The sequence below is a fragment of the Chromobacterium aquaticum genome, assembly GCF_021129195.1.
Taxonomy (GTDB): Bacteria; Pseudomonadota; Gammaproteobacteria; order Burkholderiales; family Chromobacteriaceae; genus Chromobacterium; species Chromobacterium aquaticum.
Window position 1 is genome coordinate 1 of record NZ_JAJOHW010000169.1, and the last position, 15,836, is coordinate 15,836.

Annotated in this window: 11 protein-coding genes; all 11 read right to left on the minus strand. The window is 64.6% G+C overall.

The window, feature by feature from the left end; all coding sequences use genetic code 11:
• On the minus strand, window positions 1-4,994 hold a 4,994-nt coding region (locus tag LQT98_RS21705; protein ID WP_231465131.1), incomplete at its 3' end, for a hypothetical protein.
• A 14-nt stretch (window positions 4,995-5,008) separates the two neighbouring features.
• Entirely contained in the window at window positions 5,009-8,551 is a 3,543-nt protein-coding gene (locus tag LQT98_RS21710; protein ID WP_231465133.1) for a hypothetical protein, read from the minus strand.
• Window positions 8,548-9,237, minus strand: a complete 690-nt coding sequence (locus LQT98_RS21715; RefSeq protein WP_231465135.1) for a hypothetical protein — start codon at window positions 9,235-9,237, stop codon at window positions 8,548-8,550. Before LQT98_RS21715 ends, LQT98_RS21710 begins: the two co-directional genes overlap by 4 nt.
• Before the next feature lie 94 nt (window positions 9,238-9,331).
• Window positions 9,332-10,033, minus strand: coding sequence for a hypothetical protein (locus LQT98_RS21720; RefSeq protein WP_048410899.1), 702 nt, complete (start codon window positions 10,031-10,033; stop codon window positions 9,332-9,334).
• A gap of 482 nt (window positions 10,034-10,515) precedes the next feature.
• Window positions 10,516-10,944: an NUDIX hydrolase gene (locus tag LQT98_RS21725; protein ID WP_231465137.1), complete on the minus strand. Its 429-nt coding sequence runs from the start codon at window positions 10,942-10,944 to the stop codon at window positions 10,516-10,518.
• On the minus strand, window positions 10,941-11,936 hold the full coding sequence (rfaD, locus tag LQT98_RS21730; protein WP_048410898.1) for an ADP-glyceromanno-heptose 6-epimerase: 996 nt from the start codon (window positions 11,934-11,936) through the stop codon (window positions 10,941-10,943). Before rfaD ends, LQT98_RS21725 begins: the two co-directional genes overlap by 4 nt.
• A gap of 56 nt (window positions 11,937-11,992) precedes the next feature.
• The gene (locus tag LQT98_RS21735) at window positions 11,993-12,571 is read right to left on the minus strand and encodes a DUF924 family protein (protein ID WP_231465139.1); all 579 of its coding nucleotides are present in this window, start codon (window positions 12,569-12,571) and stop codon (window positions 11,993-11,995) included.
• 36 nt (window positions 12,572-12,607) lie between these two features.
• Complete coding sequence (rfaE1, locus tag LQT98_RS21740; RefSeq protein ID WP_053074471.1) at window positions 12,608-13,570, minus strand: D-glycero-beta-D-manno-heptose-7-phosphate kinase; 963 nt, start codon at window positions 13,568-13,570, stop codon at window positions 12,608-12,610.
• A gap of 8 nt (window positions 13,571-13,578) precedes the next feature.
• The gene (locus LQT98_RS21745; RefSeq protein ID WP_231465141.1) at window positions 13,579-14,898 is read right to left on the minus strand and encodes a UDP-glucose dehydrogenase family protein; all 1,320 of its coding nucleotides are present in this window, start codon (window positions 14,896-14,898) and stop codon (window positions 13,579-13,581) included.
• Window positions 14,899-14,902: 4 nt separating this feature from the next.
• Window positions 14,903-15,640 (minus strand): orotidine-5'-phosphate decarboxylase, encoded by a 738-nt coding sequence (gene pyrF, locus LQT98_RS21750; protein WP_231465143.1) that lies wholly within the window; start codon window positions 15,638-15,640, stop codon window positions 14,903-14,905.
• A partial coding sequence (locus LQT98_RS21755; RefSeq protein ID WP_231465145.1) for a hypothetical protein occupies window positions 15,637-15,836 on the minus strand: 200 nt, incomplete at its 5' end. The genes LQT98_RS21755 and pyrF, both read right to left, overlap by 4 nt.

Consider the following 15,836-nt stretch of genomic DNA (forward strand, 5'->3'; position numbering starts at 1 on the left):
GCGCCGCCCTGCCCCAGCGCGCGGCGCAGCCGGCGCGCTTCCAGTTCCGCCGCCGCATGGCGCGGGAATGAACCGTCGGCCAGGGCCAGCGTCCGCATGCCGTTGCCAGGCAGGGTGCGGCCCCAGGGCGCATTGTTGCCGGCCGGGTTCTTCAGCACGAAGGTGGCTTGCACCGAGGCCGAGAACGACAGGCCTATGGTGATGGTGAACAAGCCCAGATTGATCTTGACGTCGACGCTGACTTCCACCGAGGCGTTGGCGCTGATCGGAATGTCCTGATAGGCGATATAGCTGAGCCGCACATAGATCTTGATGGCGATATTGACGTCGGCGCGGATGATGGCGAAGTCTATGCTGCCGTACAGGCGGCCCTGCACCCCGGCGGTGCCGATCAGCGAGAAGAAATAGCCATCCTGCAATTGATCGCGGCCCTGGCTGGGCGTGGCCTCGCGATAAGGCAGCCAGCGCGCCAGCACGCCCTCGATCACGCCGAATACGGTCAGGCTGAAACCGGCGCGCAGAATGCCCAGCTCTATCGATTTGCCCAGGCCGATCTGGGCGCCGAAGCCGAACACCAGCACAGGATTGAACCAGCCCCGCTCCGACACCGGCACCAGATTGGTGGTGGCGCTGCTGAGCTTGCCGAAATAGAAGCCGGCCGAGCCCAGCACCGGGATGCCCGGCGCCACGATCAGCTCTATGGTGAAGGAGCGGGCGAAGTCCTGCCGCCACGGGAAGCCGATGTCCACCTGGAAATCGCCGTTGGTGTACAGATTGATGCCGAATTCCGGCAAGGTGATCGTGGCCACCCCGATCTGGAATTTGCGCATCAGATTAGGCAAGGCGATATTGGCGGAATAGCAGCCCACGGTTTCCGATACCTGGCGGTAAAGGATCTGGAAATCCAGGCCGGCGAAAATCTTGGCCATCGGCCCGGCCAGCGCCACGCGCAGCGCGTAGAGCGTGGGGTCGTTGAACACCATGGACAGCTGCAGCAGGTATTCGTCGGCCTCTTCGTCGGCCGCGGCCGCCTCGCGCGCGGTGATCAACTGCTGGCTGCCCTTGGCCGCCGGCGCTTCCTTGTCTTTCTGGGTTTTCAACACGCCGAAGTCGAAGGCGATGAACCAGGAGTTGTTGGCGGCGAACACCGGCTGCCCCTTGCCGCCCACCGGCACCTCAGGCGGGTTGGGCACTTCCAGGCTGCGCAGTTTGGCGATCACGCCCTGCACCGAGGTTTCCTCCACCAGGCCCGGCACGGTGACATGCTGGCCCAGCGCCAGCAGGCGCAGGTCCAGGTATTTGTTGCCGCCGCCCGGAGGCGCCGGCGTGGTTTCCGGCTTGGACGGATCCCAGCTGAGCGCGTCGCCGGACTGCCAGACGAAGCTGCCCTGCACCGAGATCTCCACCTTGGCGTCCTTGGACTGCGGATCGTATTTCAGTGCCACGCCCTTGAGCGTGAAGAAGCCGAAGTCCACCGGACCGATGCCGATATTGAAGCCCACCCGTTTCTTGCTGAAGTTGTACACCAGCTCGACATTGCTCAGGCTGAAGGAGTTGAGCACGTTCCAGGGCGCGGCCAGGCCGAATTCGGCGCCGGTGGCCCAGGAGACGAAGGTTTCCACCATTTCGCCTATGGACTTGTTGTCCAGCTTGAAGGTGGCGATGGTGTCGCCCTGTTTGTCGGTCGTGACGATGGCGAGCAGGGTCAGCCAGCGCAAGCTCAATTCCTGCTTGCCGGGAGCGAAGTTATAACTGACCCCCAGCTTGATGTTCCACAGGGTCAGGTCGGCGCCGATCTCGCCATAGGTGCCCGGCACTTGCTGCGGATCGTCCTCCTCCGCGTCCAGCAGCACCAGCCCCAGCCGCTCGGCGGCCTCCTTGCCCAGATAGCCCAGCTTCAGCCGGCCGGTCACGCTGATTTCGGGCAGGACCGGAATCGGCACCCAGGCGCTGGCGGTGGCGGCGCTGAATTCGAAGGAAGTGGCTTTCTGCTTGCCCCAATCCAGTTGCAGCGTCAGCTTGCTCACGTCCGGGAAGGACAGCACGGTGCGCCATTCCCGGCCCAGATACTGCTCCAGCAGTTCATTGATGCTGAAAACGGTGCCGTCCTGCTGCTGGATGGAAAACTTCCAATCGCCGGCGCCGGCGTAGCTCGCGCCTATGCCCACCACCAGCGGCTTGGCCATGTCCGGCAGCAAGGTGGTGTTGGCGGTGATATTGCCCTGGTTTTCCAGTTTGGCGCGGCTGACCGAGAAGCCGACGTTGTCGAGCTTGAACAGCGGCTTGCCGAAGAATTCGAAAGTCCAGGCCGGCAGGAAGGCCAGGTTCAGCGAGACTTGCAGATTATCGGTGGCCTGGGCGTAGTTGAACACGAAGCTGTCTATCACCGGCAGCGACGGCAGGCTCAGATCGACGCCGGGCAGGAACAGCGACAGCAGGTCTTCCATGCGGATCACGCCGGATTCCAGCGTGCCGCGGAACTGCCAGTCCGGGTATTGCACGCCCACCGCCACCACGCCGGCCTCGTCGCCGCTGCCGATGATGAAATTGCCGTTGGCGCTGGCGCGCACCTGGCGCGTGTTGACCGGATCGACCAGCGCCACCTGGGCCTCGACGTCGCTCAAGGCCACTTTGCCCACCAGCGGCACCGGCTTGGCGCTGTTGGAGCGGATGATGAAGCCTAGCGCGGACGCGTCCTCCTCCTTGCTGAGGTAGTACAGGTCCAGCTGGCTGAGGCCGAGATCGGCCAGCACGTTCAGCGGCGGCGGCAGCATCGCCACCAGATTGACCGCCGCCGCCATCTGGAAGGCGCGGTCTATGCCGGGATACGGCGCGTCGAACTTGACGGTGAGCAAGGCCTGTTCGCCGGCCGACGGCGCCAGCAATTGCAGTTCCGCGCCCAAGGGCTGATAACGGCCGCCCAGCGTGGCGGTGACCGGGATCTGGCCGTCGGAGCTGGACAGCCGCAGAAAGGGGCCGCTCATCTGTATCCACGGCACGCCGGGCAAGGACCAAGTGCCCTCGGCCGACAGTTCCAGATTCATCCGCAACTGCTGCTCCGGCGCGTCGAAGATCACCGCGATGCGATTGCTGATCTGCAGGCTGGCGAATACGCCGGTCATGCCCTCCAGCCGGATGGAGGCGATATCGTCCTCCTCGCCCTCGTGCTTGAACTGGGACACTTCCAGCCACAGGCTGGCGCTGAAGCCCTGCAGCAGCGCCAGCACCGCCTCGTTGATATTGCCGCCGGCCAAAATGCCCGGCACCAGGTCCAGCCGCTTGGGCGGCTGGATTTCGCCGTCCGCGCCCAGCTTCTCCTTGAGCTCCAGATAAAGCGCGTTCAGCGGGTTCTCGGCCGGCTCGTCGCCGCCCTCCTCGCCGTCGGCGCGGCGCGCCCGCAGCGCGTTCGCGGCTTGCAACGCGTGCTCGGCCTGATAGACGTTCATCAGGTAGGCGACTGCGACATTGAGCTTGTCGGCGCTGGAAGTCGCGTAGAAGGCTTTCAGCTCTTTGAAATAGCGCGGAATCGGATCATCGGCGGCGGTCTGACCGCATAGGTCCCGGACGAAGGCGCCGAGCTGGCGGCAGGGGTTGCCGCTCTGATTGCCGGTGGGCCAGCTGTCCAGCGAGAAATTCAGCTGATTGGCCGCCGCCGCCAGCGCGTTGATCGGCGGCGCGGCGCTGAACAGGCCGCGGTTGACGGAGGGATACAAGGCCGGCTGCACCCCCGCGCCAATGCGCGGCAGCGCCAGGAACGGCCGCCCCATATTGATCGCCGCCATCAGGCTGTTGGCGCCCTCGAACAAGGACAGGGTATTGGTCTTGAACAGCGCATAGTAGAACAGGGGCTGCGGCACCGGCCCCAGCTGGATGAACAGCACCTGGTTCGGCTTGCCGACGATGGCGTTGACCGCGGTCTCCACCGCCGCGGTCGAGGTGGGATAGTTCAGCCAGCTGAAGCGTTGCAGCGAGTTCAACGACACCATGTAGCGACGGCGCGCCTCATGCACCTGCCGCGCCGCCTGCCGCCGGCTGGCGTTTTCCGGATTGGTGCCGGTCAGCACCACGACTTCCTCGCGGGTCATGTCGCCGCGCAGCAAGCCCGCCACCGCCTGCAGCGGCGCGGTGCTTTCACTGCTGCCGAAGCGGTTGAGATTCAGCACCACCACCGGCGCGGCATAAGTGTCGCCGCCATTGTTCTGATAATCGAGCAGGCCGCCGCACAAGATCGCCGCCGCCGCTTCCGGGTTGCTGTTCACCACGTTCTGAGCGCTGGGCATGATGGCGTAGGACACCACCAGCCGCACTTGCTTGAGCAGTTGGTCGTCGGTCAGATAGCGCAGAATCGCCGCGCGCGCATTGCCGGCGTATTCCTCCCAGTCCGGCGCGGCGTAACTGGACTCCGGCACATAAGACACCCGGCGGCGGAAGCTGGGGTTGTTCAGCTCCGGCACGGTCAGCAGGTCGATGGCCTGGCGCCTGGCACCGACGAAATCGATTTTTTCCGCGAAATTATAGTTATAGGGCTGCAATTGCAGGAAATACTCAGCATTCAGCCCGGTGGCATAATTGATCTTGTTCTCGTCCACCGCGCCGGTGAAGCCGAACAGCACCTTGTCGGCCGGCGGCGGCGCCAGGTAGGCCTTCAGTTCCACCGTGGCCTGGTTCAGCGTGCCGCTGGGCTGGCGATCCAGCTCCGGCAGCAGCTCGTACAACTTGGCCAGCGTGTCCTCGCCACCCAGATAATAGACCTCGACCTTGCCGGCATAGGCGTAAGTCAGTCCCGCCGCGCTCAAGGGATCGGTCAGCCGCCGCAGCAGGTTGACCGTGGCGGACTGGTTGCCGAAACTGCCGCCGGAACCCACCAGCAGGCGGATCGTGGCTTGCTGTCCCAGCAAGCTCCTGAATGCGGCGATCTGTTCCGCGTTGATGCGGACAGTGGTGTTGCGGCTGGCCGAGTTGGCGTTGTCGAACAGGGAGAAAGGCCACGTCATGATCGCGCCGTCCTTCAAGATTGAGACTGGTGGGTAAGCGCCGCCGGTTCGGAGTCGGGGTCGGCGGCTGGCGGCGGCTGGTCCTGGTTGTAGATCGCGTACCAGCCAAGCCCGGTGGGCGTGTCCGCGTCGGGATTGCCGAACAGGAAGAACGAGGTGGCGCCATTGGGCGGAATGCGCAGCAGGCCGAGAAACTTGAGCGCGATCTCATTGAGCAGCAGCAGATAGCCTTGCTGCTCGGCGTTGTACAGCAGCCGGATCGCGCCGATGGAAAGCTTGACCACGGTTTGCAGGCTGAACAATTCGCCGCCCGGCCCCGCGCCCGGCAAGGCCATGCCGACATGGGCCTGGTAGCCGGCGTCGCCGTCGGCCGCGCCGCTGTCATCGGCCCAGGCCAGTAACAGGGTGGTGTTGAGATTGACCTTGGACGCCAGCGCGCCCAAGGTGCCCAGGTTCACGCGCAGCGACAGGCCATGCCAGTTCCGCTCGGCCACGCCTTGCAGGCCATAACTGGTCGCCACCGCCAAGAAACCCTTGGCCGCCGGCGTGCTGTCGGCCGCGCCGGACAAGAGGCCGTTCAATTCCAGCTGGAAATCGCGATACAGGCCTTGCTTGCGCGAATGGCTGGCGGCCAGATTGAAGGACAGCTCGTTTTCCAGCATGGTGATCACGGTGGGCCCCGCCGCGCCGCCGCCCAGCGGGAAGGCGATGCGCAAACCCAGGCCGCTGAAACACAGCCCCTGGCCGGCCACCGGCTCGTCGCCGTCGGCGCCGAAGGAAAACAGGTCGAAAGGCGGCTGTTCCTCCTCCTCGTCCTTGAGCACGGCGAACTGCATGAAACCCGACATGGCCAGCCAGGACACCGCGCTGCCGCCGGCGCCGTCATCGCGCGTGGACAGCGCCGCCGAGGCAATTTCCACCCCGGTGAGCACATTGTTGCGCAATGAGAACAGCGCCGGCTGGACCGAGGCCAATGAGTACACCGGCGCGCCGCCATTGGTCTGAAAACCGCCTTGCAACAGCACCGCATTGTAGATATTGGCCTGCCCCTGATCGGCGACCATGCTGTCCACCCGGCTGCCGAAAAGTTCATTGACCACTACCTGGGCCACGCTTTCGAAACGCTGCACCGCGGTGTTCTGGAACAAGGCCTTCAGGGTCAGCAGGCGGAATTCATAGGTGGCGTCGGCATCCTGCGGCGGAATCGCATGCGCCTGCGGCTCGTCCTTATAATCCGGATCCAGGTAGTAGATCAGTCCGAACAGCGAACTGGAATCGGTCTGAGTCACGGTCTTGCCGTCGATCTGGCTCAGTTCGACGCCGATATGATGGGCGGCGAAGGCTTCCGGCTGAGTCACCCCCGCCAGCAGGCCCAGCAGCTCCGCCGGCACTTTTTCGATATCCACCCGCAGCAGCAGCACGCCCTGCCAGTTGGGATCGCGGATGATGCGGCAGAAGTTCTGGAAATAGGGATTGTCTTGCTGCTCCAACGCGCTGGCGAAGTATGCGCTCAGCCAATCCGCCAACGGGGTCAGCTGCGACGCGTCCGGCTGCCCGTCCGCTCCCAGCGGCGCCGCGAACAGATTCTTCTGCGTCCATTGCGTGGGACGCGTCACCAAGTCGACCAGGCTGCCGGGCACGCCCTTGACCAGCATCACATTGCGGTAATCGCCGTAGCGGTTGCCCTTGCCTATCGCCGCCTTGAAGCGCCAGCGGTCGATCTCCAGCTGGTTATAGAAGCGCGCCGGGCTGGCCGGCGGGTCCTCCGGCATCACGCCGCTGGCCTCGACGCCCAGTTGGGTGGGATTGCACACCGGCAGAAATAGATTGTCGGTCTGAAACGCCGCCTGCAAGGCCGTGGACGGCGCGGTGAAGCCCAACTGCCATTGCGGCTGCCCGCCGGCCATGATCTGCGCCAGCAGCAACCGGCTCCAGCCCCGCTCCGCGACGCGGGCGATGAAACCGGCCGGCGTGGCGGCGTTGTAGCCGGCGGCGTTGCGCGCCGGCTCCAGGCCCAGGCTGGCGCGCGCCGAGCGCGAGGCCTGGGCGGAAGCGGCGTTGATGCGGTTGCGCCGGGTGGGGCTGACGATCTGGCTCTCCAGCAGCTCTATCTGGCCGGCCAACAGGTCCTGATCGCCGGCGCCGCGGCGGAAGGCGGCGAACGGCAGCAGCGGAAAGCTCAGTTCACCGTTATTGGGCAAGGCCAGTCCGGGGTCCTTGGGTTCCAGCAGATCGCCGCCATCCTCCTTGCTCCCCTCCGGCAGGCCGAACAGATCGGCGCCCTTGGGCGCGGCGGCGTAGTGGGCGTTGGCGCCCGGTTCCTTGGCCACCACCGTGCACCAGGAGGTGCGGTAATCCTGATTCAGCAGCAGGGCCGTCGGGTCCAGCGGCGGCCCCACCGGCGAGCTGGGCTGCAGCGGGAAGACCGGCGCATAGGCCGGCAGCCCGCCGCTGGCGCGCAAATACGCGCCGCCGCTGACGAAGCCTATGTTTTCCGAACCGGACAGTCCGGCCAGCAAGAGCTGCGGCTGGCCATCTTCCACTCCCGCCACCCGCAGTTCGAAATCCCCCACCGGCGCGAAGCTATAGCCCAGGTACAGCGGCGTCCTGCCGGCGCCGGGATTGACCACCAGCCCCGCCGGCCGCCCCGCCGCAGCGTCCAGCACTGGACGCAGGCTGACCGTCATGCCATAGACGGTGCGGTAGTAGGACACCAGGTCCTGGCTGGCGCCGGCGGCGAACCAGAACACCGTGGGCGTCGCCGGCAAGATATTGTTGGGGTTGACCGGGTTGAACTGGGCGCTGAAGGCGAATGGATCGATGGGATTAGGCTCGCTGCCGTTGACCAACGGCAGATAAGCGCTCAAGTCCTTCACCGGCTGCTCCGAGCCAGCGCGGTCCGCCGCCGGATTGGGCACCAGCAATTGGAAACCGCAGGCGAAGTTGAGCTCCAAGGCCTGACGCGCGGTCTTGAAGCCAAAGCGCCAGCTGCCCAGCGCCGTGCCGGCGAACGCCAGGCTGGCGCTGTAATCGTCCTGATACAAGGTGGGCGCCATGCCGCCGCTCAAGGTGGCCGACGGCGAGTTGCGGCGGGTCAACATCAAGGCGTCGCCGGACTCGGCCACGGTCAACGCCGCGCCGGAGGCGATGGCGACGCCGATGCCGGCTCCGCCGGTCAGGCTCAAGTCCAGGCCATTGCTGGTGCTCCAGCCGCCGCCGGAAGTGGAGAAGGACAAGACCCAGCCCTTTTCCTTCGCCTCCGGCGCCTGCTCCGACCGCGGCAACCACACCAGGGCGCGGCCGCCGATGATGGTGGCCAGAATCGCATCCAGCGCCGCGATGAAGGCCGCGGCCTTGTCACCGGCCAAGTCAGGTTCGATCGCGCAATAGACGAAGCTGCCTCTCAGCTCCGCATTCTCCAAGGCATCCGACAAGGGCACCGGACCGGCGGGCGCCGGCGCGCCGGCGGCCAGCAGCCAGGCCCACCAGCCAGCGCCGGCCAGGTTCGCCTGATTGATGTACAAGCGACTGCCCGCCATCCGCTCGAATGCGATCATGTCTTCTCTCCCTGATAAGCGCCTATCGTGAACGTCGTCGACGCCGCCAGCGACGTGCGTCCAAGCGGCAGCGCCTGCATGAAATAGCCAACCGTATAGCTGGTGTTGATGGTCAGTTGCAGGCCGTCCAGCGCCAGGTAGCCGGAATCGTCGTCGCGCGGCACCGGCATGCTGCGGATTGGGTCTCCGCTGTAAGGCACGGCCGAACCCTGCCAAATGCCCACCCAGTTGCCGGCGGCCTTGGGCTGATAGGCCGTCAACACCTGGTACTTGAGTTGCAGCACATTGCTGTTTACATACACCGTCTGCAGCGACACGCCGTCATAGACCCAGGCCGCCGGATTATCCTGCTCGCCCGCCGGCAGATAGACGCTGGCGCATACCGCCTGCGGCGTGCCGGCCACCGCGTAGGCGATGACATAGCCCTTGGCTTCGTAATCGAAATTCAACACGCGAGTGGAACTGGAGCTGTCGTCCAGCAAGGCGGCTTTCCCGACCGGGGATTTGTCCCACGGCACCTGGCTGGCGCTGCTCTCCCAAGCGTATAGCCGGTTATCGAATGTCCGCGGCTGATTGGCGGTATCGGTCACATAGTTGGCCAGCACGCCGTCCGGCATAGGCACGCCGACCACGTTGACGAAGACTTGGCGGCCGGCATTGTTGCTCAGCAGCAGCAAATTCGACATGAGGGTCTGAACGGTGCTTGATCGGGAAAAACCGCCATCGACCGGCGCGCCCAGGACATGGCCATGCGCGCCGGCCGCTTCATGCGCGGGAGGATCAGGCCTTGCCGACGGTGAAGGTGGAGGTGGCGGCCAGCGAGGTGCGGCCGGACAGCTGGTCCACCATGAAGTAGCCGATCGAGTAGGTGGTGTTGATGGTCAGTTTGACGTTGTCGAAGATCACGCTGCCGCTGTCGCCCCCCTGGGTGACGTTGACTTTCTTCAGCGGATCGCCGCTATAAGGCACGGTGGAGCCCTGCCACAATCCCAGCCAGTTCTTATTGGCCACCGCGTCATAGGACTGCAGCACCTGGTATTGCGCCTGCACCAGGTTGGTGCCGACATACAGCGTTTTCACCGAGTTGTTGGCGTACTGCCAGTCTTGCGGGCTATCCAGCGAGCCTTGCGGCACATAGATGGTGGAGCACACCGCGTTGGGGGTGGCGGCAACGGCGTAACCCAGGATGTAACCCTTGTTTTCGAAGGCGAAATTGATGAATTGGGTGCTGGTGGAGCTATCGGTATCGATGGCGGTGTCACCCGTCGGCGATTTGGCCCAAGGCACGATATTGCTGGTGCTTTCCCAGACATAAATATGGTTGCCGTATTTCTTCGGCTGGTTGGCGGTATTGGTCACGTAATTGACAATCGCGCCGGTGGCCGCGGGTACGCCGACGAAATGGATGGTCACGGTGGAGCCATCGTTTGCGGTCAGCAGCAGCTTGGTTTCAGCGTCCTTGAGATCCTTGAGATCGCCCATGGTTTTCAACTCTCTATGGTGCAAGGCAGCCGATGCGGCGCTTGCGATTGATCGGAACCTTAGCTCGCGGCCGGACCGTCCGCGATCCACTCGCGGGCGGTCCGGCCTGCTTCTTTTGATAGCATCCGACTCAAGCCGACTCAAAAAATAAATTATTTGTCATTCTTGGTGTTTTTGATCTAGAACTAAGCTGTTCTTGCCTTATCCGCTTATGACATTGATTTTAAAAACACATAAAAATCATTGCCTTAAAAAACAATAAGCCGGCACCTTCGCTCCATCAGCCGCCCAAAACAAAACAGCCTCCCGTCAAAAATGACAGGAGGCTGTTTGGTGTCAAACCGCATCAAGAAGTCCGGCCGCCACGCGGCGGCGATACGGCGTTGAAAACAAGCTCAAAATGCTCATGTACCACGAGTACATTCCGCTTCCTCAGCCGCAACGCCTTGTCCCGCTCTTGCTCGCGAGACTTGGAACTGGCTTTAAGGCAGCATCGCCAGCAAATCCTCGGGAAAGTAGGCGGCGCCGGACGCGGCCAGTTCCGCCGGCGACCACCAGCGGCCCCGCCCCATCACCCGCCGCTCAAGCTCGGTCCAGCCGCCGTGGTCCAGCCGCGCATGCTCGACGCGGACCAGGAAGAAATGCTCGAGCGCGCGCACCCGCTCGCCATCCAGCATCGTCAACTCGAATGCGCTGCACACCAAGGGCGGGCCGGGATCGTCGATGCGATGGCCGGTCTCCTCCCGGCATTCGCGGCGAGCGGCGTCGGCCAGGCTTTCGCCGTCCTCGACCTCGCCGCCCGGCGTGAACCAGTATTCGACCCGGTCCGCCGGCTGATAGGGAAAGAGCAGCACCCTGCCCGCCGGGTCCAGCATCAGCAGCCGCGCCGCCCGCCGGACGCGCAGCGTCATTGCTGGATCAGCCAGTCCACGTAGCGGTCCACGCCCTGTTCGACGCTGAACAGCTCGGCGCCGTAACCGGCGCTGCGCAGCTTGCCGATATCGGCCTGGGTGAAGCTCTGGTACTTGCCCTTGAGCGCGTCCGGGAAGTCCACGTATTCGACGATGCCCTGAGCCACCATCTCGTCCAGGCTCAGCGCCGGCTGGCCCTCATGGCGGCGGCAGGCGTTGACGGTGGCCACGGCCACGTCGTTGAACGGCTGCGAACGGCCGGAACCCAGGTTGAAGATGCCGCTCTTTTCCGGGTGATCCAGGAAATAAAGGTTGATCTTGGCCACGTCCTCCACCGATACGAAGTCGCGGCTCTGCATGCCGTCGCCCCAGCCGTCCCAGCCGCCGAACAGCTTGACCTTGCCGTGTTCGCGATACTGGTTGAAATGGTGGAAGGCCACCGAGGCCATCCGGCCCTTGTGCTGCTCGCGCGGGCCGTAGACGTTGAAATAGCGGAAGCCCACCGCCTGCGCGCTCAGGCCTTCCTTCATGCGCTGGCGCAGCACTTGGTCGAACAGGAATTTGGAATAACCATAGACATTGAGCGGGCCTTCGTACTGGCGCTCTTCCTTGAACACGGTGCCCTTGCCGTAGGTGGCGGCGCTGGAGGCGTAGAGGAACTGGATTTCCTCGTGCTGACAGTAGTCGAACAGGGCCAGCGTGTACTGATAGTTGTTGTCCATCATGTACTTGCCGTCGTGGTTCATGGTGTCGGAACACGCGCCCTGGTGCAGGATGGCGGACAGCTCGCCCTCGAACTCGCCTTCCAGCAGCAAGGCCAGGAAGTCGTGCTTGTCCATGTAGTGAGCGATTTCGCAATCCACCAGATTGCGGAACTTGTCGCCGCTGGACAGATTATCCACGGCGATGATGTCGGTGACGCCGCGCTCGTTCAGCGCCTTGACCAGGTTGGAACCGATAAAACCGGCGGCGCCGGTGACGACGATAGTCATGTTTTGCCTTTCCGCCGTCGGCCAATCGCCGACGGCGCGAGAATATTGCTGCGCGTTTAAAAACCGGCGCCGGGCTCGGCCAGATAGGCCTTCTCGTCCGGCGTGTCCGCCCGGCCCAGCGCGGCGTTGCGGTGCGGGAAGCGCCCAAAGCGGACGATCACCTCGCGATGGCGATGCGCAAAGTCGATGTAGCGCGCCATCGCCGGATCGTCACGCATGGTTTCGAACAGGCCGATGGCCTGGTCCTGGTCCGCCAATGACTCGCTGTGCTCGAACGGCAGATAGACGAAGGTGCGAGCGATATTGGGCAGTTGCCGGTCCAGGCCCCGCGCCACCATATCGCGCGCCAGCGCCAGCGCCTGAGCGTCGGTGGCGAAAGCCTCGGCCGAGCCGCGGAACAGATTGCGCGGGAATTGATCGCTCAGAATCAGCCAGGCCAGGCCGCGGCGGGCGTCGCCGGCATCCGGCGGCAGTTCCCCCGCGCGCGCCAGCCGCCAGGTTTCCAGGAAACGCTCGCGGATAATGCCGTCGAACACTTCATCCTTCTTGAACCAGGCCGCGCGCGGCAGCGACAGGAAACTGTCGTCGCCGCCGCCAAACCAGAACTCCAAGATGGCATCGGTATAGTGCTGCATGCGTTCTCCTTCAGTATCCAGCCTGACTGGACGGGATCACACGGCGAAAAGTTCGCGCTGGCTGCACACCGCGGTGCCCAGCTTGCCCACCACCACGCCGGCGGCGGCGTTGGCCAGGCTCATCGCCACCGGCAGCGGCTGGCCGGCGGCCAGCGCCAGGCCCAGCGTGCCGATCACGGTGTCGCCGGCGCCGGACACATCGTAGACTTCGCGCGCGAAAGTGGGCTGGTGCACCACGCCCTCGTCGCGGTACAAGGTCATGCCTTCCTCGCTGCGGGTGATCAGCAAGGCGTCCAGCGCCAGCGTCGCGCGCAATGCCTGGGCCTTGGCGGTCAAATCGCCTTCCGACGCCCAGCGGCCGGCCACCTGGCGGAACTCTCCGCGGTTGGGCGTCAGCAGCGTGGCGCCGGCGTACTTGCTGTAGTCGTCGCCCTTGGGATCGATCAGCACCGGCTTGCCGGCCTGGCGCGCCAGTTCGATCATCTTGCTGACATGGGTCAGGCCGCCCTTGCCGTAATCGGACAGGATCACCACGTCGTGATCGGCCAGGATCTGCTGGTACTCTTCCAGCTTGCCGGCCAGGATTTCGTGGCTGGGCGCGTCCTCGAAGTCGAGACGGATCAATTGCTGCTGTCGCGCCACCACGCGCAGCTTGATGGTGGTGGCGATGGAGGGATCGCGCTTCAGCGAGGTGACGATGCCGTCCGCGGCCAGCAGGCGTTCCAGCGCCGAGGCGGCTTCATCGTCGCCCACCACCGACAGCAGGGTGGCCCGGCCGCCCAGGCCGGCGATATTGCGCGCCACATTGGCGGCGCCGCCGGCGCGCTCCTCTATGCGCTCGATCTTGGCCACCGGCACCGGCGCCTCCGGCGAAATACGGGTGGCGTCGCCAAACCAATAACGATCCAGCATCACATCGCCCACCACCAGGACTTTCGCTTGCGCCAGCGCGGCGGCCAGCTTGGAGCTATCCAGCCCCAGGTCTTGCATCAGGCCCATGGCTATCCTCAGCGGCCAATCGCGAAGTAGTCGAAGCCCTGCTCGCGCATCCAGGCCGGGTCGTACATATTGCGGCCGTCGAACACCAGCGGCTGCTTCAGCGCCCGCTTGACCGCGTCCAGGTCCGGCGCGCGGAACATCTTCCACTCGGTGACGATCAGCAGAGCGTCGGCCTGCTGCAGCGCCGCCATCATGTCGTCGGCGAAGCTCAGGTGAGCGATATCGCCCATCACTCGCTGCGCCTCGTGCGTGGCCACCGGGTCGAAGGCCACCACTTCCGCGCCGCGGCGGCTCAGTTCTTCCGCGATCACGCGGCTGGGCGCTTCGCGCATATCGTCGGTATTGGGCTTGAACGCCAGGCCCCACATCGCGAAACGGCGGCCGCTCAAATCGTCGCCGAAGCGCGCCAGCACCTTGTGCACCAGGCGCAGCTTCTGCAGATCGTTGGCCTCTTCCACCGCGCTCAACACGCGCAGATCATGGCCGTTTTCCTTGGCGGTCTGCACCAGCGCCTTGACATCCTTGGGGAAGCAGGAGCCGCCGTAGCCCACGCCCGGATACAGGAAGTGGTAGCCGATGCGCGGGTCCGAGCCCATGCCCAGCCGCACCTGCTCGATGTCGGCGCCCAGGCTCTCGGCCAGATTGGCCAGCTCGTTCATGAAGGAAATCCGCGTGGCCAGCATCGCGTTGGCCGCGTACTTGGTCAGCTCGGCGGAGCGCACATCCATCAGCAGCACGCGCTCGTGATTGCGCTGGAACGGCGCGTACAGACGGCGCATCATCGCGGCCGCGCGCTCGTCGTCGACGCCGATCACCACGCGGTCCGGGCGCATGAAGTCGTCGATGGCCGCGCCTTCCTTCAGGAATTCCGGGTTGGACACCACGCTGAATTCCAGGCTCTCGCCGCGCTCGGCCAGGGTCTCAGCCACCGCGGCCTTGACCAGGTCGGCGGTGCCCACCGGCACGGTGGACTTGTCGACGATGACTTTGTAATCCGTCATATGACGGCCGATATTGCGCGCGGCGGCCAGCACGTATTGCAGGTCGGCGGAGCCGTCCTCGTCCGGCGGAGTGCCGACGGCGATGAACTGCACATCGCCGAAAGCCACCGATTCGGCGATGTCGGTGGTGAAGCTGAGACGACCGGCGGCCACATTGCGCCGCACCATGTCCTCAAGGCCCGGCTCGAAAATGGGAATGCCGCCCTGCTTCAGGATCTCGATCTTCCTGGGATCCACATCCAGGCAGCAAACGTGATAGCCGGTTTCGGCCAGACAAGTGCCGGTCACCAGACCGACATACCCCGTACCAATGACTGTGATTTTCATGATTTTATTGAGCCTGATATTGCTGAATGTCTTGATTGATGGCGCGCAGCACGGCCAGCGGGTCGGCGGCGCGGGTGATCGGCCGGCCGATCACCAGATAATCAGAGCCGGCGGCCAGCGCGGTCACCGGGGTCATCACCCGGCGCTGGTCGTCGGCGGCGCTGTCGGCCAGGCGGATGCCCGGTGTCACCAGCTTGAAATCCTGGCCCAGCGCGGCTTTCAGCTCGCCAGCCTCCTGCGCCGAGCACACCACGCCGTCCAGGCCGCAGTCGCGGGTCAGCGTGGCCAGGCGCAGCACGTGTTCCTGCGGCGACACGGTGACGCCGATTTCGGCCAGGTCGGCGGCTTCCATGCTGGTCAGCACGGTGACGGCGATCAGCAGCGGACGCTGGCTGTAAGGCGCCAAGGCCTCGCGCGCCGCTTCCATCATCCTGCGGCCGCCGGAGGCGTGCACATTGACCATCCAGACGCCGGCTTCCGCCGCCGCCTTGCAGGCATGGGCCACGGTATTGGGAATATCGTGGAACTTCAAATCCAGGAATACCTGGAATCCCCTGGCCACCAGGCTTTCCACCAGGCTGCGGCCGGAGGAGGTGAACAACTCCTTGCCCACCTTGAGCCGGCACTCGCTCGGGTCCAGCCGGCTGGCGAAATTCAAGGCGCTATCCGCGTCGGCGAAGTCCAGCGCCACGACCACGGGTGAAGCCGGCCGTGCAAAGCCGGCTGCGATCAAAGGATTCATGCTTGCTCCATTCTTGCCGCCGACGCTTGCCGGCGGCCGGTATTCAAATCAGCGCAGCCGCTCAGAACGTGTTTACGATCTCGCGAGCTAAGGCGAGACCAGGCGGAAACGAGCGAAAAAGCGGAATGTACAGGTGGTACATGAGCACTGAGCTTGGTTTCAACGCCCATTTCCATCCATCCCGCCGACGCGCAGC

Bases quoted from the DNA above. Each gene is read 5' to 3' on its own strand.
- LQT98_RS21725 (WP_231465137.1), bottom strand. From the start codon at position 10,944: ATGACGCTGCGCGTCCGGCGGGCGGCGCGGCTGCTGATGCTGGACCCG.
- rfaE1 (WP_053074471.1), bottom strand. From the start codon at position 13,570: ATGGGCCTGATGCAAGACCTGGGGCTGGATAGCTCCAAGCTGGCCGCC.
- LQT98_RS21710 (WP_231465133.1), bottom strand. From the start codon at position 8,551: ATGATCGCATTCGAGCGGATGGCGGGCAGTCGCTTGTACATCAATCAG.
- LQT98_RS21735 (WP_231465139.1), bottom strand. From the start codon at position 12,571: ATGCAGCACTATACCGATGCCATCTTGGAGTTCTGGTTTGGCGGCGGC.
- LQT98_RS21745 (WP_231465141.1), bottom strand. From the start codon at position 14,898: ATGAAAATCACAGTCATTGGTACGGGGTATGTCGGTCTGGTGACCGGC.
- pyrF (WP_231465143.1), bottom strand. From the start codon at position 15,640: ATGAATCCTTTGATCGCAGCCGGCTTTGCACGGCCGGCTTCACCCGTG.
- LQT98_RS21720 (WP_048410899.1), bottom strand. From the start codon at position 10,033: ATGGGCGATCTCAAGGATCTCAAGGACGCTGAAACCAAGCTGCTGCTG.
- LQT98_RS21715 (WP_231465135.1), bottom strand. From the start codon at position 9,237: ATGTCGAATTTGCTGCTGCTGAGCAACAATGCCGGCCGCCAAGTCTTC.
- rfaD (WP_048410898.1), bottom strand. From the start codon at position 11,936: ATGACTATCGTCGTCACCGGCGCCGCCGGTTTTATCGGTTCCAACCTG.